The organism is Myxococcus xanthus, from assembly GCF_006402735.1.
Classification (GTDB): Bacteria; Myxococcota; Myxococcia; order Myxococcales; family Myxococcaceae; genus Myxococcus; species Myxococcus xanthus_A.
In genome coordinates, this window is record NZ_CP017174.1 from 4891169 (window position 1) to 4912789 (window position 21621).

Sequence of the window (21621 nt, forward strand, 5' to 3'; positions counted from 1 at the left end):
GTGTAGCCCTGGCCACAAAACACCCAACCTCCGTTGCTGTCCCCCGAGAGACACAGGCCGTTGGTGGCACCACAGGACACCGGGGCGGCTCCCGGGCATTGACGGGTCACCGTGCAGGTCAGGTCCTGCTCCGTCTCTCCGAGCCGGATTTCATCCTCACCCGGTTCCCCCACATTGCACGCGGCCAGAGCCACGACAGCCAACACGACACCGCAGCGCCGGAGTCCTTCGAAGTGGATTTGCATCGCCGGGACGCTAGTGGCGGCCGCGCCAAGGCATCCATCGTGGGAACCCGCATCGCGCTAGTGCATCGGAATGACGACGCGATACTTTTTCCGCCGTGAGCAACTCTCCCGGTTAGCCACGACGCACCTTGCCAGCCATGCTCCAGGCATTTCAGCGCATCACCACGGAACGCCTGCTGCTTCGCGCCGTGCGCGACAGCGATTTGGACGCCGTGTTCGCCTTGCATGCGGATCCAGAGACGAACGGGTTCAGCGTCTCCGGTCCCATGCGCTCACGAGAGGAGGCGCATCGGCAACTGACACTGTGGCTGGACGACTGGTCCCGACACGGCGTGGGCTACTGGGTGGTGGAGCGGCGCGAAGCCCCTGGTGACGTCGTGGGCTTCGGTGGCGTGCGCCACAAGGTGCTCGAAGGGCGCCCGGTGCTGAACCTCGCCTATCGCTTCACACCCCGGACCTGGGGCACCGGGTATGCGACGGAGATGGCCCGCACGGCCCTGGCGCTGGCCCAGCGTCACCTGCCCGATGTGCCCGTGGTCGCCATCATCCACCCGGACAATGAGGCCTCCCTCCGCGTCGCGGAGCGCAGCGGAATGCGCTTCGAGCGCGTCATCGACTACGCCGGCACGCCCAGCCGGCTCTACGTGCCCGCACCGCCGTAACGCCCTGCCCCCGTCCGCACCGGGAGCGGGTGGCCAGCCCCATTGGCCTCCGCCAATACTTAAGCATCGGCTTGACAATCAAATCCCGCGTCCCAATACTTAAGTCCGTGCCTAACCAATCAGCCATCGACCGGGTCTTCCACGCCCTGGGGGACCCCACGCGACGAGCGATGGTCGAAACCCTGGGCAATGGACCCGCCTCGGTGAGTGCGCTCGCCAAGCCGCTTGGTATCTCGCTCGCGGCCGTCGTCCAGCACCTTCAGGTGCTCGAGGAGAGCGGCCTCGTGACGACCGAGAAGGTTGGCCGCGTGCGCTCGTGCCGGCTGGAGCCCAAGGGCTTCCGGGTGGCCGAGCAGTGGATTGCCGATCGAAAGAGCCTCATCGAGCGGAAGTTCGATCGGCTCGAAGCCCTGCTGTCCGAAGAACCCACCCCACCCGCTGGAGACAAACCGTGACCGTCGTTCACAGCACCTTCACCATCGACCGCACCTTCAACGCCCCCGTTCCCCGCGTGTTCAACGCGTTTGAGAACCCTGAAATCCGCCGCCGCTGGTTCGTCGAGGGCGAGGGCTGGAAGGTTGGCCGCTACGAGCTCAACTTCCAGGCGGGAGGCCGCGAGGGCGGTGTCTTCCGGTTCCAGGGCGGCCCGGAGATTGGCAACGACACGCTCTACACGGACATCATCCCCAACGAGCGCATCGTCTTCGCCTACACGATGACCGTCGCTGGCAAGCGCATCTCCTCGTCGCTGGTGACGGTGCAGTTCACCGCCGAGGGCGACAAGACGCTCATGTCCTATACCGAGCAGGGCGCGTACTTCGAGGGCGGACAGGACGCGAGCCGCGGCCGCGAAGCCGGCACGAAGGAGCTGCTGGAGAAGCTGGCGCGAGAGTTCACGCGCTGAGCAGGCACGTTGGACTCATTCAATTGCGGCGATCCGGTACTCGCCATCTTCTAGCACCAGCCGGACGGCGCGCTCGTCACCCAGCGGGAACACGGCCTCGCCCGCGCCGACGCGGACATGCGTATTGAGTGCGAGCCGGGCACGCCGGAGACGTTCCCTCGCAAGGGGTTCGCGCTCGAAATCCTCGCGAAGGCGCTCCGGGGTGTAACGCGCGCGCAGGGGCCCGGCGAGTTGGCTCCAGGCGGACTTCCAATCACGAGCCTCCACCCTCTCGATGAATTGGCGAAGGGCGGCCCGAGGAACATCCGCGGGCCGGGCCTCGACGATACGCCACCCCTGGGGGGACTGAGCGACCGTCAGGGAGGGTGCTCGCGCCTCGAGGTTCGGCGCGCCGGCTCGGACGTCCGCAGCCCTGGCGCTGCGAGCCCCCGCATCCGAATAGCGCTCCAGGAACGCCGCCTCCTCCTCGGGCCCACCCACCGTCAGCGCGTACGCGTCCCCGACACGCCCTTCCTCGAGGGCGCGGGCATATGCCTCCGCGACGGAGGCGGGCTCTCGCGGCGTGGTCGCACAGGCGGTCAGCAGGAGACAGAAGACCCAGGAACGGTTCATGCGCATCGCGGGGAGAATACCTGCCCGGGCATTCCGGCCAATCGCTGTCTTCGACCAGGCACGGAGTCTCACCTGGGCGTGCCTGGCCGGGCGCCGCGGCGCTGCGCCCTCTCCGCCTTCGTCACCTGCTCCAGCAACTCATGGAGCCGTGGCTCCTCCACGGGCTCGAGGAACTGGACGGTATGCCGCCGCCCCCCCTCCTCCACGGTCAGGGTGAAACGGCGGGCGTCCGCGGAGCCTGGAGGAATGGTGCCTACAACGGGAGGCAGTTCGAAGAAGCGGGCAGCCTGGACGCTTTGCCGCAGCGCCTCCGCTTGCTCTGGGGGCAGGCTTGCCAGGTCCACTCCCCTGGGCCGGGCCAACCCAGGGAAGTAGGCGGGCCCACCTTCGCGCTTGATCTCGATGCGCATGGCGGCCACCGAAGAACCCCTTACGCCCTGGGGACTCGCTTCGCGGTCGTCGAAGGCTGGGTGACGGCGCCGACGAATGACGGAATGCCGATGCCTGGTTTGGGGACGCGGATGCCCACCTGCTCCCAGGCATCCCGGACCGCGTCCGCCTCTTCCCCGGATCCATACAGGCGCATCGCGGACATCATGGTGATACGCGCGAAGTCGAGGAACCCCATGTCGGGCTTGATGTGTGAGTCGCGAATGGCGTCGTACCAGATGCGCCCCGCCCGCTCCCAGGCGTAGCCGCCCAGTTGCGACGCCACCAGATAGAACGCTCGGTTGGGGATACCGGAGTTGATGTGCACGCCTCCGTTGTCCTCCCACGTACGGACGTAGTCCTTCATGTGCCCGGGCTGCGGGTCCTTGCCCAGCACGTCATCATCGAAGGCCGTCCCCGGATTCTTCATGGAGCGCAGCGCGACCCCCTCCACGTTGCCAGTGAGGAGTCCCGTGCCGATGAGCCAGTCCGCCGCATCCGCCTTCTGCTGAAGCTTCATCTGCCGCACCAGCGAGCCGAAGACGTCGGACATGGACTCGTTGAGCGCACCCGCCTGGCGGAAGTACCAGAGCGGCCCTTCGTCCTCGGTGACACCGTGCGCGAGTTCGTGCGCGATGATGTCCAGGCAGATGGTGAATCGGTTGAAGAGGTCACCGTCCCCATCCCCGAACACCATGCGCCGCCCATCCCAGAAGGCGTTGTCGTAGTTCTTCCCGTAGTGGACGAAGGCCTGCAGCGGCATCCCATCTCCGTCGATGGAATTGCGCCCGAAAATCTCCCAGAAGAAGTTGTAGGTGTCTCCCAGGCCGTCATAGGCCTCGGTGACCGCGATGTCCTCCGTCGCCCCCTGCCCCTCGAAACGAACGGGCGTGCCAGGAAACGCTTCACTGTTCCTCAGGTCGTAGATGGTCCGATGCAGCGCTGATTCCACCATCATGGCCCTGGGACGGGTGACGAGCGTCGATGGGGTCGTTCTGCTCCCCGCGAGCCGGAGCGCACGGAACGTCGAATCCGTGGAAAGCGTCCGCAAGGCCCGCTCACGTTGCTCGCTGGTGCCGTTCTGCGCGATGGAGCGAGCCAGGTAAGGCGGCAGGATGCAGTGAATGGAGTGCCGGTGTCGTGTTGGGTGAAACATGACGAATCCCTCTGCTGAATGGGCTCAGCCACGAGGGTAGGAACGCCGGACCTCCCTTCGGACGACTCGGCCGCGCACGGGCTCCGTCGTCATGAAGGAGCACAAGCACGCGGGCGAGCCCGGGCCTCCAGGTTCCCGTCAACGCGCCTCTTGAGTCGCCACCCACCACGGGGTGCCACCCGCGTCGCGGAACCCACCGCGCTTGTCACCATCCCCACTGTTGACGGGAGCCTTCACGGCCACGGCGCCAGTGTCGAGCGCGCGCTGGTAGGTCCGGTCCACGTCCGCGACGTACACGTGGACATGGGCCGGCACCACGGGCCAGCCGGTGGCCGCGTCGCTCAGCATGATGACAGTGTCGCCGATGCGCACCTCACCATGGACCATTCTACCGGCGTCTCCGGGAATCATGCGCAGCCGCTCGGCACCGAAGACCTCATCTCGGCATCCCATGGCGAACTCGCCCCCTCGTTTTCCAGGGCGTCTCCCTGTTCGCCATTCCCCTGCGAACAGCGCTCCCGATCACTGACACCGCACGCGGCTGGCGTCTATTCCTCGGCGACGCCTTTGGTGAGGAGGGATGGGGAACATGGCGAGCACGATGAACCGATGTCTCAGGAGCGTGCTGTTCGGAACCGTGCTGCTCTCCAGGACTGCGGCGGCGCAGGAAGCTCCGGCACGGCTCCAGGAGTCCTTCGGTCCGGTGCTGAATTTGAGCGGGACGCCCACCTTCAACTTCGAATTCCAGACAGCCGTCGCCGACAGCAACGTCTACATCGTGTGGAGTGATACATCGTCCCTGGACGTCACCCACGTCTACCTGCGCAGGAGCTCGGACCAGGGAAAGAGCTTCGAGCCTCCCTTGAGACTGAGCACCGACACCGGGCCCGCCTACCTCCCCACCGTGGTCGCGGAGGGAAAGAAGGTCTACGTCGCCTGGCGCGAACAGGGCATCCAGTTCCGCGTGAGCCATGACAACGGAAGGAACTTCGACCCCGCGGTGACCCTGGCCTCGCACGGCTTTTCGCCCCGGCTCGCGGCCGAGAACAGCGATGTGTACGTGACCTGGACCGAGCCAACGGGCGCGCGGTCCGCGACCCAGCACTTCCGGGCGAGTCACGACAAGGGACTGACCTTCGGCCCCACACTGGCGCTGGATGACCGTCATGGCATCGGGGTGACGGAGATGACCGCGTCCAACAATCGCGTCTACCTGGTGGGCGACGACATCGGCGCGGATGACCGGCCCGACGTGTACATGAGGACCAGCCCCGACGAGGGAAACGCCTTCGCACCGCGTCTCAACCTCAGTGCCGGCGAGGGCCCGGGGCAGCCGTCACTGCTCGCCCGCATCGCCGTCAAGGACCAGAAGGTCCACGTGGTCTGGGAGGAATGCAACGACCTCTTCCCGGACACCTGCGCCATCCTCTACCGCCGCAGCACCGACCGGGGGGCCAGCTTTGGACCCACCCAAGCCATGAGTGGGAGCCAAGGCTTCGCGCTCGCTCCGGACCTCGAAATCTCGGGTCAGCACGTCTTCGTGGCGTGGCAGGACGACAGCCCCGGCAACTTCGACATCCTCCTGCGCGCCAGCAACGACCACGGGGCCACGTTCTCCGCGCCACGCAACCTGAGCCTCACCCCGGGATACTCCGGCTCCGTCAGCCTCTCCGCGGCCCAGTCGCATCTGCGCGCCGCGTGGGAGGACTCCACCGCCGGCTCGGTCGACATCTTCTACCGGGCCAGCGGTGACCTGGGCGCGTCGTTCACGCCCGTGACGAACCTGAGCAACACGCCGACGCGCTCTTCCGCGCCACGTGTCTTCGCCTCCAGCGGCGGAGCACATGGCTACGTGGCCTGGCTGGAAGACCTGGCCAACGAAAACACCGACGTGTTCTTCCGCCGCACCGAGGCGAAATAGTCCGGGCCCTGCCCGCGCCTACCGCAGGCCCGTCCGGGTCATCGACATGGAGGACACCTTGTCGTGCCACGAGCCTCCCGGCATCGCGTTGACGTCACCCACGTTCTGGGACGTGGTGAAGCAACGGCCCGACAGGTTCGCATGCTCGCACAGCGTCGCCTGGTACGGCCCCAGCACGGTGACGGAGCTCAGCACGTCGTTGAACCCCACGCTGCGCAGATCGCCCACGCTGCCGCCGAGCCAGACGAGGTTGCCCTCGAAGTTCGAGTGCTCGTGGAGGTAGACGCCTTCCGAGGCGGAGTGCCCCTGGACCGCGTACGTATAGTCACCCGACGAGAGGTGCGCGCCCCGGCCGTAGTCCGAGTACGCCCAGTTGCTCAGCCCACCCGGCGACTGCTTCACCACCACGGACCAGCTCTGGAATGGGAACCGGGAGCTCAGGCGGCCATGCAGCGCGAGCGCCCTTGCCGCCACGTTCCCTGACAGGCCCCCGAGTTGCTCTCTCACGTAGTTGGACAGGAAGTCCCTGCCCACCACGCTCGTCACCGAGCGCGTCAGATAGGCGATGTGGGTGTAATCATCGATGGCGTCGGACTGGTAGAAGTTCCCCTGGTGGCTGATCCACCCGCCCCAGGACTTCTTCAGCGCGGCGATGTGCCAGTTGCGCCCGGGCACGGCGTTGTGGACGAAGTTCCGGATGCCGTGCCACCGCTCCTCCGCGTTGCCAACCATGGTGTGCGCGGTGTTCCTGAAGATGACGTTGAAGTCATCCGGCAGCCATGTCGTCGAGGACAGGAGACGGAAGTTGAGGGCCAGGATGGCGTCAATCAAGCCCGCTCCCGGGAAGTCCATCATCAGGATGCCCGCGCGCTGGACGTGCCCCGCCACCAGGTGGTCGATGGCGAAGTCATTCACACCGCGAATGGCCATCCCGTCTCCGCCCGCCACCGTGAAGGGATGCGCGAGCGCGGAGGCGCCACTCAGGAAGTTGACGAACAGCGTGGACGGCGAGCCCGTGTTGGTGCGCCCCAGGTGCGCGCGGACCTTGTTCCACTTGTCGTCGATGTCGAAGATCGTGGACACCGTCCAATCGTCCTGGAGGTCCAGCCCTCCCCAGGGGATGCCGTAGGCGCCACCGCCAAAGCCGTCCAGGATGACAATCTTTCCGCGGACCTCGCCCAGGGCGGGCACGTGGCTCCCGGTCCAGATGTAGGGCCTGTAGGCGGGGTTGTTCCGGTACGCCTCGTACGTCGCGGCGAAGCTGCGCGTGATGTTCTCCTCGGTGTGCTCCTTCTTCACGCGCATCACCAGCGTCTCGCTGGGGTTCGCGTTCAGGAACTGGATGGCGGTCTGAAGCACGTTGTCGAAGTTGACGTGCAGGTAGACGACGCCGTGGTGGATGGTGAAGCTGTCCGCGATGTGCCGGCAGCGGATGTCCAGCGCGCGGATGCCCGCGTCGAGCTGACGGCGCAGGTCCAGGGACTGGGTCTGCGTCAGGGAGCCGCCGTAGGACTGGTACGCCATCGTGTCATGTGTCCCCGGCAAGGACAGGGCGGCGAGGCTCGTCGAGTCGGGAACCCAGTTCATCCAGTTGGGATGATGCGTCTCGATGCTGCCCGAATCGTTGTAGTAGCGGCCTCGCGCGGAAGCGGGGGAAGAGATGGCGACGAGGCCCACGGCGAGCATCGCCACCGCGTGACGGAGGCGGATGGAGGGATACGACGTGTCTGACATGGATGGCGTCCGGGAAAGAGTCGCGACAGCATCGAGGCACGCCCAAGATTAGACGCCAACATGGATATTTGGAAAAACAAGGATAGCCACGACGCGCCCTGCCCAGCATCCCGCCACGCGCACCATCGAAGCTGGCGCGGAGCTACGCGGGCGCCTGCATGAATCCTCCTTTCAAAGCCTTTCCGAAATGGAAGGTATTTCCAGGATACGGATTCCTCGTCATGGCTCGAAGTCGAAATGTGTCGCGCCCTGAAAGTGGCGGATGAATCACGTCTGACTTGATTCAAAACAGGTACACGGGCGCTGTGACACTCCGGGTGTCGCAACACACGCAGTCCTTCGCATTCCAACTCGCACGCGAAGCTCAGGCGACCGCGAGCGGCCCAGGCTTTTCGACGGCACGCCACCAGCCTCCCGGAATCCGCGCCTGGGTGCCGGCCACCCCGACACAGCGTGTGGCCTCCCGGAATCCGAGCCTTGTCGCGGCGTCTCCCTGCGTGTTCGTTGTGACATCCCCGCGCAGCGCGGGTAACCTGCCGGGGAGATGAACCCCGCCGCCAGGGCCGACATGGAGTCACGTGCCGATCGCGCCCTGCGCCGCGGCGAGCTCACCGAAGCGCTCGGTCTGTACGAGTCGCTCGTGCGGGCCTTCCCAGCCGACGAGGGGCTTGTCCTCAAGCTCGCCAACGCGCGCGAGCTGCTCCAACCCGCGGAGTTGGAGGTGCTCGAAGCCGCCCGGGCCGAGGCCAGCATCCCCCTCCCCATGGGCCCCTCCTCCCCCGTTCAGGAAGGCGAGCGCCTCTTCGCGCTGGGCGACTATGCGGGCGCCGCCGCTTGCTACCGGCGCGCGGTCCAGGAACGCCCGGACAGCGAGCTGCTCAAGGAGCGGCTGATCGAGATCTTCGGCCTCGCGAAGGCGATGCCCCTACAGTCACCGACAGATAGGGCGCTCCCCGACAAGCCGGAGCCTCGACTCCAGGCCTTGCTGGACCGCGTGGCCTCGCGCCGCCGCCTGAAGCGGGACTGAGGAAAAGGCCCGTTTCCACTCGCGAATCCGCCCTGATCGGTGATTCGCGCGTTGCACCCCCGGGCCCCCCCCCCTACAATCAGGTCCGACGTTTCTGTCATGGTGAAGCACCCTCCCTCTGACACCCGCGTCCGACCTGTATGCCCCGTCCCATGAGACTTGGAGTCCTGACCGGCGGCGGCGACTGCCCCGGCCTCAACGCACTCATTCGTGGCCTCGTGAAGCGGGGCACGCACGAATTCGCCTACGAGTTCGTGGGCATCGAGAACGGCTACATGGGCCTGGTGGAGCCAGGGCTCGCCCACCCGCTCACCGAGGAGGACACCCGCGGCATCCTCCCCAAGGGCGGCACCATCCTGGGCACGTCCAACAAGGCAAACCCCTTCAGCTACGCGACCCGTGAGGACGGGCACTGGGTGGAGCGGGACGTGTCCGACCAGGTCCTGCGCCGCTGCGAGGAGCTGGGCCTGGACGGGCTCATCGCCGTGGGCGGCGACGGGACGCTGTCCATCGCCCACCGGCTCGTGGAGAAGGGGCTCAAGGTCGTGGGTTGTCCGAAGACCATCGACAACGACCTGTCCGGGACGGATCAGACGTTCGGCTTCGACACCGCGCGGCTCATCGTCACCGAGGCGCTCGACCGCCTGCACTCCACCGCCGAGGCCCATGACCGGGTGATGGTGGTGGAGATCATGGGCCGCCACGCCGGCTTCCTCACCCTGGAGAGCGGCATCGCCGGGGGCGCGGACGTCATCCTGATTCCGGAGATTCCGTACAGCGTGGAGGCCGTGGTGGAGAAGATCCGCCGCCGCGCCACCCGCCGTCGCAGCTTCTCCATCATCGCCATCTCCGAAGGCGCGTTCCCCCAGGGCGGCGAGCTGGCCGTGCTGGACTCGGCGGAGGCCATCCCCGGCCGGGGCGTGGTGCGGCTCGGCGGCTCGGGGAAGGTGCTGGCGGACCTGCTGGCCCGACACATCGAAGCGGAGATTCGCGTCACGGTGCTGGGCCACCTCCAGCGCGGGGGCAGCCCCAGCGCGGCGGACCGGGTACTGGCCACTCGCTACGGCTGCAAGGTGCTGGACCTGGTGAGCGCGGGCCAGTGGGACCACATGGTGGCCCTGCGCGCGGGCGAAATCATCGCGGTACCCTTGAGCGAGTCGCGCAAGGAGCGCCGGGTGGATCCGGCGGGCGAGCTGGTGCGCTTCACCAAGAGCATGGGCATCAGCTTCGGGGACTGAGGGGACCGCCAACTCGCCATGACGACGCTCGTCGGCCGCCATATCGGTCGCTACCGCATCCTCGAGCAACTGGGCTCGGGGGGCATGAGCGTCGTGTACAAGGGGCTCGACACCGCCCTGGACCGTGAAGTCGCGGTGAAGGTGCTGCACCCGCACCTGGCCGGCAAGGACGAGTCCCGCCGGCGGCTGGCCCGCGAGGCCCGCGCGGTGGCCAAGCTGCACCACCCCAACATCCTGGAGGTCTTCGACTTCTCCGCCGCGGACGCCCAGGACGCGTTCATCGTCACCGAGTACATCCGCGGCCAGACGCTGAAGGCGTTCATGGACGAGGGACCCATGGACCCGCCGGAGCTGGCGGCCATGGTCATCCACGAGCTGGCCGCGGCGCTGGCGCACGCGCACGAGGCCGGCGTCATCCACCGCGACCTCAAGCCCGAGAACGTCATGGTGCGCGAGGACGGCGTCCTCAAGCTCATGGACTTCGGCATCGCGCGGCTGATGGACATCGAGGAGCGGATGACCGTCACCGGCACGCTGGTGGGCTCGCCGGCCCACATGGCCCCGGAGATCATCGAAGGCCTGGAGGCGGGCCCCACGGCGGACGTCTTCAGCGTGGGCATCATGTTCTACGCGGCGATGACGGGACGGCTGCCCTTCAGCGCGCCCAACACCACCGCCACGCTCAAGCGCATCCTGGACGGGGACTACGAGGACGCGCGCCGGCGCGTGCCCGCACTGTCGGACGAGCTGGCGGACATCTGCGCCATCTGCCTCCAGCGCGACCCGGAGCGGCGCTACCCCGACGCGGCCCGGCTGCGGGACGCCCTGGCGGACTACCTGGCCGGCCTGGGCTTCGCCCGCGTGGGCGAGGAGCTGGTGTCGTACTTCGCGGACCCGCCATCGTACCGAAAGCTGGCCCGTCAGCGCATCGTCGCCACCCTGCTGGAGCGCAGCGAGCGGCAGCTCGCGGAGAAGCGCACCCCGCGCGCCCTGTCCAGTCTCAACCAGGTGCTGGCGCTGGACGCCACCAACGCGCGGGCGCTGGCGCTCCTCAAGGGCATCCAGCGCGCCCAGCGCATCAAGACGTGGCGCCGCCGGGGGCTGCGTCTGGGCGTGGGCGTGGCCGCCGCCGCGGTGCTGGGCCTGGGCGGCTGGCAGGCGCGCCACGCGAACGACGCCGAAGCCACCACCCCGCCCGACGCCACCACGCCCGGACAGGTCGCGGCCACGCTGCCTCTGGCCCCGCCTTCCGAGCCGCTCGCCACCGTCGCGCCTCCCGACACCACCCCGGCCCCGAAGGAGAACGCCGGGCGTCCCGGCCCTGGCACGTCGCAGCCGCCCCGCCCGGCGGGACCGGCTCCGCGCGTGGTCAAGGGCACGACGACACCGGGAGGCCTGGCACCGCGGACGGACGGCACGCCGGCCGTGGGCGGCACCGTGCGCGGAATGAGCACGCGCCCCTCGGGTGAGGACGAGGAGGCACCGCGCAAGCCGCTGGTGCGCAAGCTGCCGGTGTCCATCCTGGTGCGCCCCTATGGCAGCATCCGCGTGGATGACGGAGCGGCCAGCGCACAGCCGCTCCAGAAGCATGACGTGGAGGTGACGCCGGGCCGGCACACCGTCACCATCTCGTGCGACTACTGCGAGGACGTGGTGGACACCATCGACGTGCAGCCGGAAGGCGACAACGTCTTCCACCTGCGCGCCCAGCCCAAGGCATCCCGCCTGTCGGTCGACTTCGAGCCCGCGGGCGCGCTGGTCCGCGTGGGCGACGAGCTCCGCTCCGCGGAGGACAGCGTGAAGACGCCCTTCGAGGTCCGCTCCCCGCGAGGCCCCGCGGGCTTCCAGCACACCGTGGTGGTGGAGGTCTCCCACCCGGGTTACGTGTCGGAGCGCCGGGTGGTGCATCTGCGGCCGGGCGAACCCACCACCCTGCGCGGGAGCCTCCGCCCAGAATGAGCCGCTGCCTCCCGCTCTTGCTCACGGCGCTGATGCTGCTCGCTCCGGGCGCCACGCTCGCCCAGGACGCCGGTGACCCGGAGGTCGCCGCGCTGCGCGCCAGCTTCGAGTACGGCAAGTACGCGGAGGTGATGGACCGCGCGGCCTCGCGCATCGACCGGGGCGGCCTGGACGAGGACGACCTGGCGGAGCTTCACAAGCTCGCGGGCCTGGCGGCCTTCAACCTGGGCCGCACCGACGACGCCCGCCGTCACCTGCGCGCCCTGCTCCGGTTGGATCCGGACTTCAGCCTGGACCCCTTCGTCGTCCCGCCGCCCGCGGTGGCCTTCTTCGACACGCTCAAGGAGGACATGGACACGGAGCTGGACTTCCTGCGCCAGGAGCGGCGGCTGCGTCAGGAGCGCGAGAAGGCGGAGGCCGAGCGCCGCGAGCGCGAGCGCCTGGAAGCCGAGGTGCAGCGCCGCCGCGCCGAGGAGCTGGCGTCCCAGGTGACGGTGCGCACGGTGGAGAAGCGCAACTTCCTGGTCAACTTCGTCCCCTTCGGCGCCGGCCAGTTCCAGCAGGGCCGCACCAGTCTGGGCATCGTCTTCGCCGCCACCGAAGGTGTGCTGGCGGTGACGAGCATCATCTCCTTCTTCGCCTACGAAGGGCTCTTCGAAGAGCGCACCATCGATTTGGACAACGTGCTGGACCCGGACGGCCGGGCCTCCGTCACCGTGCGCTACATCCCCACCAGCCGGGCCAGGCAGCGCGACGCGTGGCAGTTGCTCAAGCTGTCGTCGGCCGCGGGCTTCTACGCCGTCTACGCCGTGGGCGTGGTGGACGCGCTGTTCCACCACGAGGACCAGGTGGTCCGCAGCACGGTGGAGCCTCGCGCCGAACAACCCGCGGAGCTGTCCCCCCGCTCCACTTCCGCCCGCGCGACGGCACCGAAGACGTACACGCGCGTGGGCATCTACCCGACCCCCGGCGGACTCGGCGCCGGTCTCACCCTCTCCTTCTGACGGAGACTCCCTCCAGGTACGTGAAGCCATGGCCAGCCTCACCGTCCGCACCCCCGATGGCAAGGTCCGCGCGGTCTCCCTGCACAAGCGCCTCACCAGCATTGGCCGGGGCCCGGACAACGACATCCCGCTGGAGGACACCTCCGTGCCCTCCAGCGCCCTGCACGTCACCTTCGACGGCACGCGCTACGAGGTGGGCAGCCTGGGCGCCACCTTCCACGTCAACGGAAAGAAGCGCGACGCCCATGCGCTCTCCACCGGCGACGTGGTCCGCGTGGGCCACACCGAGCTGCTCTTCGCCCGGGAGGACGCTCCCCGTGCCCCGCCTCCACCCGCGTCCCTTCCGCGCGAGCTGGTGCACACGTCCAATCCCGACTCGCACACCTCGGAGCTGCCCGGCGTCCCCGGCCGCGAGCTGCTGCTGCTGCGCCGGCTCACCGCGTTCAGCGAGCGGCTGCTGGGGCTCTACGACCTGGAGCGCCTCCTGGAGGGCCTGATGGACGAGGCCATCGAGGTGACGCGCGCCGACAAGGGCTTCCTCATCCTGATGGAGAACGGGGAGCCGCGCGTGAAGGTGGCGCGCAACGTGTCCCGGGAGAACATCGAGGACGCGGTAGAGAAGGACAAGATCTCCGACTCCATCATCGCCAAGGTGGTGAAGGAGCAGAAGGCGCTCATCGTCGCGGACGCGCTGGACTCGCCGGAGTTCAACAAGAGCGAGTCGGTGGTGAACCTGCGCGTCCACTCCGTCATGTGCGTGCCGCTGATGCAGAAGGGCGACCTCTTCGGTGTCCTCTACGTGGGCAATGACCGGCTGGTGAACCGGTTCGAGCCCAAGAGCGCGGACATGCTCACCATCTTCGCGGCACAGGCGTCGCTCATCCTCCAGAACGCGATGCTGGTGAGCGACCTCAAGCTCGACAACACCGAGCTGCGCCGCAAGCTGGAGGACCAGCGCTATGGCGACATCGTCGGCGCGTGCCAGGGCATGCGGGACGTGTACAAGCGCATCGACAAGATCGCGCCCACGGACATCTCCGTGCTCATCACCGGCGAGACGGGCACCGGCAAGGAGCTCATCGCGCGGGAAATCCACCGCCGCTCGCCGCGCGCGAAGGGCCCCTTCATCACCATCAACTGCGGCGCGATTCCGGAGAACCTGCTGGAGAGCGAGCTGTTCGGCCACGTGAAGGGCGCCTTCACCGGCGCGGTGGCCACCAAGGCCGGCAAGTTCCAGGCGGCCATTGGCGGCACGCTCTTCCTGGACGAAATCGGGGAGATGCCGCTGCAGCTCCAGGTGAAGCTGTTGCGCGCGCTCCAGGAGAAGGTCGTCTACAAGGTCGGCGACAACCGCGGCGAGGCGGTGGACATCCGCGTGGTGGCGGCCACCAACAAGGTGCTCGAGGACGAGGTGAAGAAGAACACCTTCCGCGAGGACCTCTACTACCGCCTCAACGTCGTCACGCTGAAGCTGCCGCCCCTGCGCGAGCGCGGCGAGGACGTGGTGGTGCTGGGCCGCTTCTTCCTCCAGAAGTACGCCCGCGAGTTCAGCTCCAAGGCCCGCGGCTTCACGCCCTCCGCCACCGTGTCCATGCGCAAGTACGGCTGGCCGGGCAACATCCGCGAGTTGGAGAACCGGCTCAAGAAGGCGGTGGTGCTCGCGGACAAGCCGCTCCTGGGGCCAGATGACCTGGACCTGAAGCCGGAGAACCTGGAGCCCATCATGCCGCTGCTCCAGGCCAAGGAAGAGTTCCAGAAGCGTTACATCAACGAGGTGCTCGCCCGGAACAACGGCAACCGCACCAAGACGGCCAAGGACCTGGGAGTGGACCCGCGCACCATCTTCCGGCATCTGGAGAAGCTGGAAGCGGAGAAGTCAGGGCGGCCCCTGCCGCCCGAGGAGGGAGACGAGCTGCTCTAGGGGAGCGGCCCGTCCGGGGATGATGGAAGCCACGACGCGGCGATACTCCTGGAGACGAGAGCTGTGGCTGCTGATGGCCGCGGGCTGCGCCGCGTCCGGCTGCCTCATCCCCCAGGACGACACGTTGCTGGACTCCGTGCCGGAGTTCATGAACCGGCCGCCGCGCATCATCGACAGCCTGGTGGCCCCCCAGCAGCGCTTCATCCCGGACTTCGGCGCCGACGGCTGCGACCTCGCTTTCGAGGTGGCCGTCGAGGACCCGGACGTGGACGACCGCATCGTCGTGCACTGGTACGTGGACTACAACCCACAGGACCCGCGCGGCCCCTACCGCCAGTATGAGCTGGCCAGCACCCGCGAGCCCCGGCGCTCGGACCGGGGCACGCTGCTCATCAGCCTCGCGTCCGCCAACAACCCGCTGAGCACGCCCGGCCCCCACCTGGTGGAGGCGCTGGTGAGCGACGCGGAGCTGGTGGACCGCGTGGTGCGGCCCCGGCCGGTGCAGCTGCCGGACGGCACCACCATCGACAACCCGGGCTTCGTCGTCACCTATTCGTGGGTGGTCAACACCGTCCAGGGAGACTGCCGGTGAGGCGCCAGCGGCGGGTGCGGCGACTTGCGTGGACGGTCCTGCTGTCAGGCCTGCCCAGCGCCGGCTGCGTGCTGCTGGAGGAAGCGCCCGACCCCAGCCAGCTGGTGTGCCGCGCGGACAGCGACTGTGCCGTCAACGAGGTGTGCTTCCCGGACGGCTGCGGCGACCCGGGCCGGGACATCGTGGTGGAGGTGACGCCCAACCCCCATGACGGCCTGCACGCGCAGGACTTCCAGGTAGCCGCCATCCGGCCGGAGCTGAACCTGGCGCTGTTCGGGCCCGCCACCGTCCAGGGCAGCACCGTGCGCGCCACGACTCCCGTCGGCAGCGCCCCGCGCCCCTACAACGAGCCGCTCCACCTCACCGCCCGCGGGGAGAGCGCGCTGCTGCCGGGTGTGGCGCGCCTCTTCACGGCCGACCTGGTCCCGCTCAACGGCGCCTGGGTGCTGCCCGTAGGGACCGGGACGTACACGGTGACGTTGGAGCCGGAGGACCTGGGGCTGCCACCGGTGCGAGGCGAAGCCACCGTGTCGCCCGGCGGCGCCGTGCCCCTGCAACTGGTGCTGCCCTCCCCCACCCAGGTGGCCCGGCTGGAAGGCCGGGTGGTGCGCCAGGGCGCGCAGCCCGTGGACGCCGCGCTGCAGGTCCAGGCGCTGGACGCGGACCTGACGCCCCTGTCCCAGCGCGTGCCGGTGGTGCGCGGCTCGGGCGCCTTCTCCCTGGCCCTGCCGCTGGAGGCCTCGCAGCGCACCAGCCTCCTGGTGCGCGTGACGGCGACAGGCGACGTGTGGGTGCCGCAGAAGACGTTCACCGTGGATCCCCGCGAGCCGCTCACCGCGCCGTTGGAGCTGGGTGACTATGGCGAGCCGGTCCAGGTGTCCGGCCGCATCCTGGGACGGGACGGCCGGCCCGTGGTCCAGGCCTCCGTGTCCCTGCGCGGACCCGTGGGAGGCGGCGGCACGTACCAGGGGCCCCTGGGCGCCACCGACGCGGAGGGCCGATTCACGGTGGAGACGCTCCCGTCGGGGCCGGGCGGCAACCTGTCGCTGGTGGTGGTGCCGCCGTCAGGCTCCACCGCGGGCCTGACGGTGCAGTCGGTGGAGGTGCCTCGCACCGGCGCGGTGCTACCGGACGTCGTGTGTCCGGACCGGCGCATCATCCGGGGGACGATTCTCCAGACGGACAACACCTCCCCGGCGCTGGGCGTGCGAGTGCTGGCGGATCCGGTGGGACAAGTGCCGGGCTGGCCGCGTCCGCCGGCGGGCAGTGAGTCCCTGGGCACCACGGACGACACGGGCGCCTTCCGTCTGGGGTTGGATCCGGGCATCTACCGCGTGGACTTCATCCCCACGGAGAACCTGCCCCGCGTCAGCCGCGTCATCACCGTGCTCCCCGGCGACGACGCGTCCGATCAGGTGCTGGCCACCTTCCCGCTCCAGCGCGGCCGCACGGTGCGGGGCATGGTGACGGAGGCTGGAGCGCCCTCGCCCTACGCCTCCGTGCGCTTCTACCGGGTGGCGGACCTGGGAGGGCGCCCGTCGCCTGTGCTGCTGTCGCAGACGGTGTCGGACCACCTGGGGCGCTACACCGCCCTGCTGCCGGTGCGCTGACTCAGGGCAGCCGGCCGGCGCCGGGGTTGCGGCCCGCGGCGTTCAAGGCGTCGTGCAGCGCATCCACCGCGCCGCCAACCTCTCCCGCGTACTGCACCGCGTGGATGGCGTAGAGGTCCTGCACGCGCACCAGGCGGCGGAACACCTCGCGCAGAGGGGCGCGCTCACGCGAATCGAGCGCACATTCGGACTCACGCACGCGGAGCTTCTGCAGCCACGCGGTGCGGAAGCGCATCCATTCCTGGTCGACGCTCTTGGCGGGAGACACGTTCACCAGCTTCTCGCGCCCGCTCTCCAGCTCCGTCCACAGGGTCCGCGCGCCATCCAGGCACTCACGGAACGTGAGCGCGACGGGGGCGGGAGGCAGCTTCTCCGGCGTCATGGCCGAGACAGAGCGGCCGACACTCCAGATGAGCCACAACGAGAACAGCGTGGTGAGGAGGATGTAAATCCCATACGCGGCACCACGAAAGCGGCGATAGCGGGGATCTTTCCGGGGGTCGGGAGCGGACACGGGGCCCACGTCTTATGACCGTGGACCCCGTGTGGCAACGCTTCCGTGTGTCCACCGTCCGGTGGGTGGGGCCCCGGGCCCCACGGGCGGCTACTGGCCGGGCTGGCTCGTCGCCTGGGCCGGAGCCGCGGGCGCCGCGCTCTCCGGGTTCATCAGGCGCTTCACCGTGGCGATGCGGCCCCGGAACTGCGACTGGTATGGGCTGTTGAGGTAGGCACCGGCCGCGTCACGGGCGATTTCCAGCGCCTTATCGTACTGGCCGACCTCCTGGTAGGAGTGCGCCAGCAGCAGCATGGCGTAGTCGCGCGTCTTCGACTTGCGGTCGCCGTCCACGAAGCGGGCGAGCAGCGGCACCGCCTTCTCGTGGTTGCGGGTGTTGTTGTAGGCCGTGCCCAGGAAGAAGGACGCGTCCAGCGCCTGGTCCTGCGGCGGGTTCATGGCCAGGAACCGCTCCATGTTGGAGATGACGCTGTCCATCTCGTTCTTGCGGAAGGCGATCTTGCCCTGCTCGAACGCGGCGTCGCCCGTCTCCCGGCGCAGCACGGCGGCGCGGTCATTGAGGGCCTGGCGCTCCAGGTTGCTCAGCCGCGACGTGTCCAGCTTCACCAGCGCGTCGATGCCCTTGAGGCGCTCGTCACCGGGCAGGCTGGTCATCATCTTGTAGACCTTGTTCGCCTCCTGCTGGACCGACTGGTGCGCCGCGGTGTCCGCGCGCTGCTTCTCCAGTTGGCCGGTGAGGTCGGCGACCGTCTTCTCCAGGCGCTCCTTTTCGTTGGTGGCGCTGGAGCTGCGCGCGCTGGTGATCATCAGCGCGGCGCCCACGGAGATGACCGCGAAAAGCACGTAGGCCACCGCGGACGACAGCCACTGGCGCTTCTGGAAATCTTCGTGGCGTTTGCCAACCGCCTTCACCTCCGCATGGAGGTTCTTGAGCAGGTTGTCGCTCTTGATGACGAGGTTGCGTGCCTCGACGATCTCACGGCGCAGATCCGTGAGCTCCTTTTCCACATCCGTTTTCGGCTGGTCTGGCATGGACATCTTCCTAGGCCCGGAAATCATCTCGGCCGATTCACGCATCGTAAGGAGTTCTCCCGGTCATGCGGCGATATTTTCCGCAGCGGAACAGCGCTGCTTAGCCAATGCATTTCCCAGAAGAAGGGCGACAGCGCCCGGCCCGCCTGCTTCCCCTCCGGACTTACAGGCTCCCAGGGAGCGGCCGTGATGGCTCTGCTGGAAAGCTGTACGTCACGCCCAGCGAGAGCCAGCTCCCGCCCAGGCTGAACGAACCGACGCGCGCCGTGGACGGCCCCACCGGACCCCGGAGGAACGCGAGCCGGTAGTCCGCGGTGATGCCCCAACGCGGCGTCAGGCGCAACGTGGCGCCCACGTTGCCCATCCACGTCTGGGTGGTGATTTCCTGGAGCTCCTCCCCCTTGCGCTCCGACGAGGCGAGCGTGGGCCCCGTCAGCAAGCCCGCGAAGGGCACGAGCCCATGGGGCCCCAGCTGCGGAATCACCGTCTGGAAGCGCAGGCCGATGAGCGCCCCGTAGCCCAGCACGTCCACCTGCCGGGCCTGCGGCGGCCCGCCGTCGACGCCCGGCTCGTTGAGGTACAGGCGACTCTGCGTGCCGAACAGGTCGATGCCCACCTCCAGCAGGTCGGAGATGGCGTAGGCGAAGGACGCCACCACCGTGGGCCCGCCCGCCACTTCCCGGGCACGCGGCAGCCCCTGGTTGGCCTGCCGCGAGTACCAGCCGTCGTAGAGCGTCTTGTTGGGGGTGATGCGCCAACCGCCCTGGATGGTGATGCGGCCCACCCCATCCAGCGAGGTGGACACGTCCTCGTCGCCGTAACCGAAGTCCTGAGCGGCGGCGGGAGCGGAAAGCAGCAGTGCGAGCGGAAGAAGGCGGCGGAGCATCAATGGCGGCTTTGGCGTCAGGGGCGCTTGGGGCTCAGCGCGATTTCCAGGAAGGTGGTCCGCCGGCGGCGCAGCGATGCGACGAAGCAGCGCACCACGCATCCGGCGCCGAACTCGCGCAGCACCACGCCGAGATTCGCCACCACGTCCCGCAGGGTGATCACACCGTGCATGTGCCCGCTCCTGTGCGCTGCGGAGGTTGGCCTGGGTGCTACAGGCGTGTGGCGCACGGTAACAGGGGGTCCCCCCCCGTCAATTTTCGGGGCACTCAGCGGGCGCGCCGCTCCAGCTCCAGCAACGGCATCTCCAGCACCACCACCGTGCCGTGGCTGCACGTGGGGTGGAAGTCGGCCCGGTCCAACTCCCCGAGCAGCGCGCGGAACTGCGCGTCGGAGAGCGGCACGGCGCCAGCCTGCTTCGCGGCGTGGCACGCCATCACCCGCACCGCCTCCGCCAGCGACACCGTGTCCAGCGTCGCGCTCTTCGGCGGAAGCGCCCGCGCCAGGGCCTCCAGCAGCGCGCGCGCGTCCGCGCCCTCCAGTCCCGGCGGCACCGTCTTCAACGCCACCGTGGTGCCACCGAACGGCTCCACGTCGAAGCCCAGGCGGGACAGGGCATCCCTGCCCTCCACCAGGGCCTTGGCCGCCGCGACGGGCAACTCCAGCGTGGTGCCGAAGAGCGTGGGCGCTGGAGGCGGCTTGCCGGACTCCAACGCGCGCAGGTAGCCCGTCAGGCGCGCGCGCTCCAGCGCCGCGTGCGGATCCATCACCACCAGCGTGCCACCCGGTCCCTCGCAGACATGGAAGCGGCCGCCCAGCATGCCCAGGGGCCGCAGCGCGCCGAAGTAGCCCGGCGGGGGTGCCTCGTTGAGTTGCGGCTGCGCCTGACCGAACGCGGGGGCCTGCCCCACCGCGGCGGCGAAGGGCAGCGCTCCCGGCCGAGCCCCCTGCCCCAGCGACCCCAGGGACGGCCCCCCCGGACCAGGACCCGGCGCGTCCATGGCGGTGGGCAGCGGACCGCCCCACGCGGCTTCCTGGGCGCGGGTGAGGAAGCGCTCCACGGCGTGCGCGTAGTGCGCGGCGTCCATGGGCTGGCCGGCCTGGGACGCGGCGCCCTCCACGCCCGAGCCCAGCCACGGCGCGGCGCGCAGCATGCGGCTGAGCGCGGCCGTCACCGCCTCCTGGACACCCCGGGCGTCGGCGAAGCGGACCTCCTGCTTCTGCGGGTGCACGTTGACGTCCACCGCGCGCGGGTCCACGTCGATGTGCAGCACCACCACGGGCTGGCGCCCGGCGGCGAGGAAGTCCTGGTACGCGCGCTGGATGGTGCCAATGAGGCCGCGGTCCCGGATGTAGCGGCGGTTGACGAAGGTGTAGAGGCCGCGCGCGTTGTTGAAGGTGAACTCAGGCGAGGCGGCGTACCCCGTGACGGCCACTCCCAGCCGGCGCTCCTCCACGGGGAACAGGTGCGGATGCGACGTGGAGCCCAGCGCCGCGGCGATTCGCTCGCGCGGGTCATCCGGGCAGGCCGCGCTGGAGAAGAGCGTGCCGCCCTCGTGCGAGGCGAAGAAGCCCACCTCCGGGTACGCCAGAGCCAGGCGCACCACGGCCTCCTCCGAGTGCTTCAGCTCCGTGTCGCCCCGGCGCAGGAACTTGCGGCGCGCGGGCACGTTGAAGAACAGGTCCTCCACGGTGATGACCGTGCCCGTCCGCGGCGGCGCGTCCTCCACCAGCGGTGGCCCACCACCCTCCACCGACACCCGCGTGCCCACCTCGGAGTTCGCGGCCGCGGAGTGAAGTGTGAACCGGGAAACGGATGCGATGGCGGGAATGGCCTCGCCCCGGAACCCCATGGAGTCGATGTGGAACAGGTCGTCCAGCTCGCGCAGCTTGCTGGTGGCGTGGCGCTCCAGGCAGGCCACGGCGTCCGTGCGCCCCATGCCGTGCCCGTCATCCGACACGATGATGCGGTCCACGCCCCCGCCGTCCAGCTCGACGCGGACCGTGCTGGCACCGGCGTCAATGGCGTTTTCCACCAGCTCCTTCACGACGGAGGCGGGGCGCTCCACCACTTCGCCGGCGGCAATCTTGTTGATGAGGACGTCGCTGAGACGGGCAATCCGGGACATGGCGGCCGGACACCCTCCGCCACCCAGGCGACGTTGTCCAGCAACAC

Annotated in this window: 21 protein-coding genes; 11 read left to right on the forward strand and 10 right to left on the reverse strand. The window is 69.0% G+C overall.

Annotation, left to right across the window (positions count from 1 at the left end):
* The first annotated feature begins 382 nt into the window (after positions 1–382).
* The 3 genes from BHS09_RS20120 to BHS09_RS20130 all read left to right on the forward strand — a co-directional run bounded on the left by BHS09_RS20120 (position 383) and on the right by BHS09_RS20130 (position 1811).
* Positions 383–907: a GNAT family N-acetyltransferase gene (locus BHS09_RS20120; RefSeq protein WP_237079706.1), complete on the forward strand. Its 525-nt coding sequence runs from the start codon at positions 383–385 to the stop codon at positions 905–907.
* A gap of 107 nt (positions 908–1014) precedes the next feature.
* On the forward strand, positions 1015–1362 hold the full coding sequence (locus BHS09_RS20125; RefSeq protein WP_140798625.1) for an ArsR/SmtB family transcription factor: 348 nt from the start codon (positions 1015–1017) through the stop codon (positions 1360–1362).
* Positions 1359–1811, forward strand: coding sequence for an SRPBCC family protein (locus tag BHS09_RS20130; RefSeq protein WP_140798626.1), 453 nt, complete (start codon positions 1359–1361; stop codon positions 1809–1811). Before BHS09_RS20125 ends, BHS09_RS20130 begins: the two co-directional genes overlap by 4 nt.
* Before the next feature lie 15 nt (positions 1812–1826).
* Here the strand turns inward: BHS09_RS20130 and BHS09_RS20135 are convergent, their stop codons facing one another.
* From BHS09_RS20135 to BHS09_RS20150, 4 genes are all read right to left on the reverse strand, one after another.
* Complete coding sequence (locus tag BHS09_RS20135; RefSeq protein WP_140798627.1) at positions 1827–2495, reverse strand: hypothetical protein; 669 nt, start codon at positions 2493–2495, stop codon at positions 1827–1829.
* Entirely contained in the window at positions 2492–2833 is a 342-nt protein-coding gene (locus BHS09_RS20140) for a protealysin inhibitor emfourin (RefSeq protein WP_140798628.1), read from the reverse strand. Before BHS09_RS20140 ends, BHS09_RS20135 begins: the two co-directional genes overlap by 4 nt.
* Before the next feature lie 20 nt (positions 2834–2853).
* A complete protein-coding gene (locus BHS09_RS20145; RefSeq protein WP_140792282.1) occupies positions 2854–4008 on the reverse strand; it encodes a M4 family metallopeptidase in 1155 nt (384 codons plus the stop codon).
* Positions 4009–4146: 138 nt separating this feature from the next.
* A complete protein-coding gene (locus BHS09_RS20150) occupies positions 4147–4461 on the reverse strand; it encodes a VOC family protein (protein ID WP_201800534.1) in 315 nt (104 codons plus the stop codon).
* A 136-nt stretch (positions 4462–4597) separates the two neighbouring features.
* Between BHS09_RS20150 and BHS09_RS20155 the strand changes: the two genes are divergently transcribed.
* Positions 4598–5929 carry a sialidase family protein gene (locus tag BHS09_RS20155; protein WP_140798629.1) on the forward strand — a complete coding sequence of 444 codons (1332 nt, stop codon included), beginning with the start codon at positions 4598–4600 and terminating at the stop codon, positions 5927–5929.
* Positions 5930–5947: 18 nt separating this feature from the next.
* Here BHS09_RS20155 and BHS09_RS20160 read toward each other — a convergent pair whose 3' ends face one another.
* Positions 5948–7663, reverse strand: a complete 1716-nt coding sequence (locus BHS09_RS20160) for a phosphatidylinositol-specific phospholipase C (protein WP_237079708.1) — start codon at positions 7661–7663, stop codon at positions 5948–5950.
* 544 nt (positions 7664–8207) lie between these two features.
* Here BHS09_RS20160 and BHS09_RS20165 point away from each other — a divergent pair.
* The 7 genes from BHS09_RS20165 (at position 8208) to BHS09_RS20195 (ending at position 17014) form a co-directional block, all read left to right on the forward strand.
* Positions 8208–8690: a tetratricopeptide repeat protein gene (locus BHS09_RS20165; RefSeq protein ID WP_140798630.1), complete on the forward strand. Its 483-nt coding sequence runs from the start codon at positions 8208–8210 to the stop codon at positions 8688–8690.
* 152 nt (positions 8691–8842) lie between these two features.
* Positions 8843–9928, forward strand: coding sequence for a 6-phosphofructokinase (locus BHS09_RS20170; protein ID WP_174258843.1), 1086 nt, complete (start codon positions 8843–8845; stop codon positions 9926–9928).
* An 18-nt stretch (positions 9929–9946) separates the two neighbouring features.
* Positions 9947–11887: a serine/threonine-protein kinase gene (locus tag BHS09_RS20175; protein ID WP_140798632.1), complete on the forward strand. Its 1941-nt coding sequence runs from the start codon at positions 9947–9949 to the stop codon at positions 11885–11887.
* Positions 11884–12891, forward strand: a complete 1008-nt coding sequence (locus BHS09_RS20180) for a hypothetical protein (protein ID WP_140792293.1) — start codon at positions 11884–11886, stop codon at positions 12889–12891. The genes BHS09_RS20175 and BHS09_RS20180 overlap by 4 nt, the downstream gene beginning before the upstream one ends.
* A gap of 28 nt (positions 12892–12919) precedes the next feature.
* Positions 12920–14812: a sigma 54-interacting transcriptional regulator gene (locus BHS09_RS20185; protein ID WP_140798633.1), complete on the forward strand. Its 1893-nt coding sequence runs from the start codon at positions 12920–12922 to the stop codon at positions 14810–14812.
* Positions 14813–14831: 19 nt separating this feature from the next.
* The gene (locus BHS09_RS20190) at positions 14832–15404 is read left to right on the forward strand and encodes a hypothetical protein (protein ID WP_140792297.1); all 573 of its coding nucleotides are present in this window, start codon (positions 14832–14834) and stop codon (positions 15402–15404) included.
* Complete coding sequence (locus BHS09_RS20195) at positions 15401–17014, forward strand: peptidase associated/transthyretin-like domain-containing protein (RefSeq protein ID WP_237079710.1); 1614 nt, start codon at positions 15401–15403, stop codon at positions 17012–17014. Before BHS09_RS20190 ends, BHS09_RS20195 begins: the two co-directional genes overlap by 4 nt.
* Position 17015: 1 nt before the next feature.
* On the opposite strand, the gene BHS09_RS20200 is transcribed toward BHS09_RS20195, so the two are convergent.
* The 5 genes from BHS09_RS20200 to mutL all read right to left on the reverse strand — a co-directional run bounded on the left by BHS09_RS20200 (position 17016) and on the right by mutL (position 21574).
* Positions 17016–17528 carry a hypothetical protein gene (locus BHS09_RS20200; protein WP_174258844.1) on the reverse strand — a complete coding sequence of 171 codons (513 nt, stop codon included), beginning with the start codon at positions 17526–17528 and terminating at the stop codon, positions 17016–17018.
* 90 nt (positions 17529–17618) lie between these two features.
* Positions 17619–18605 (reverse strand): tetratricopeptide repeat protein, encoded by a 987-nt coding sequence (locus BHS09_RS20205; protein WP_140798635.1) that lies wholly within the window; start codon positions 18603–18605, stop codon positions 17619–17621.
* 118 nt (positions 18606–18723) lie between these two features.
* Positions 18724–19446 (reverse strand): hypothetical protein, encoded by a 723-nt coding sequence (locus BHS09_RS20210; protein WP_174260062.1) that lies wholly within the window; start codon positions 19444–19446, stop codon positions 18724–18726.
* A gap of 17 nt (positions 19447–19463) precedes the next feature.
* Positions 19464–19619 (reverse strand): hypothetical protein, encoded by a 156-nt coding sequence (locus BHS09_RS38880; RefSeq protein WP_163884409.1) that lies wholly within the window; start codon positions 19617–19619, stop codon positions 19464–19466.
* Between the two features lie 95 nt (positions 19620–19714).
* Positions 19715–21574 (reverse strand): DNA mismatch repair endonuclease MutL, encoded by a 1860-nt coding sequence (gene mutL / locus BHS09_RS20215; RefSeq protein ID WP_140798636.1) that lies wholly within the window; start codon positions 21572–21574, stop codon positions 19715–19717.
* Positions 21575–21621 lie beyond the last annotated feature (47 nt).

Excerpts from the sequence above, each read along its gene's own strand:
- BHS09_RS20190 (WP_140792297.1), top strand. The coding sequence starts at position 14,832 with ATGATGGAAGCCACGACGCGGCGATACTCCTGGAGACGAGAGCTGTGG.
- BHS09_RS20120 (WP_237079706.1), top strand. The coding sequence starts at position 383 with ATGCTCCAGGCATTTCAGCGCATCACCACGGAACGCCTGCTGCTTCGC.
- BHS09_RS20185 (WP_140798633.1), top strand. The coding sequence starts at position 12,920 with ATGGCCAGCCTCACCGTCCGCACCCCCGATGGCAAGGTCCGCGCGGTC.
- BHS09_RS20210 (WP_174260062.1), bottom strand. The coding sequence starts at position 19,446 with ATGCTCCGCCGCCTTCTTCCGCTCGCACTGCTGCTTTCCGCTCCCGCC.
- BHS09_RS20140 (WP_140798628.1), bottom strand. The coding sequence starts at position 2,833 with ATGCGCATCGAGATCAAGCGCGAAGGTGGGCCCGCCTACTTCCCTGGG.
- BHS09_RS20155 (WP_140798629.1), top strand. The coding sequence starts at position 4,598 with ATGGCGAGCACGATGAACCGATGTCTCAGGAGCGTGCTGTTCGGAACC.
- BHS09_RS20170 (WP_174258843.1), top strand. The coding sequence starts at position 8,843 with ATGAGACTTGGAGTCCTGACCGGCGGCGGCGACTGCCCCGGCCTCAAC.
- mutL (WP_140798636.1), bottom strand. The coding sequence starts at position 21,574 with ATGTCCCGGATTGCCCGTCTCAGCGACGTCCTCATCAACAAGATTGCC.
- BHS09_RS20175 (WP_140798632.1), top strand. The coding sequence starts at position 9,947 with ATGACGACGCTCGTCGGCCGCCATATCGGTCGCTACCGCATCCTCGAG.
- BHS09_RS20180 (WP_140792293.1), top strand. The coding sequence starts at position 11,884 with ATGAGCCGCTGCCTCCCGCTCTTGCTCACGGCGCTGATGCTGCTCGCT.
- BHS09_RS20150 (WP_201800534.1), bottom strand. The coding sequence starts at position 4,461 with ATGGGATGCCGAGATGAGGTCTTCGGTGCCGAGCGGCTGCGCATGATT.
- BHS09_RS20205 (WP_140798635.1), bottom strand. The coding sequence starts at position 18,605 with ATGCGTGAATCGGCCGAGATGATTTCCGGGCCTAGGAAGATGTCCATG.
- BHS09_RS20165 (WP_140798630.1), top strand. The coding sequence starts at position 8,208 with ATGAACCCCGCCGCCAGGGCCGACATGGAGTCACGTGCCGATCGCGCC.
- BHS09_RS20145 (WP_140792282.1), bottom strand. The coding sequence starts at position 4,008 with ATGTTTCACCCAACACGACACCGGCACTCCATTCACTGCATCCTGCCG.
- BHS09_RS20160 (WP_237079708.1), bottom strand. The coding sequence starts at position 7,663 with ATGTCAGACACGTCGTATCCCTCCATCCGCCTCCGTCACGCGGTGGCG.
- BHS09_RS38880 (WP_163884409.1), bottom strand. The coding sequence starts at position 19,619 with ATGCACGGTGTGATCACCCTGCGGGACGTGGTGGCGAATCTCGGCGTG.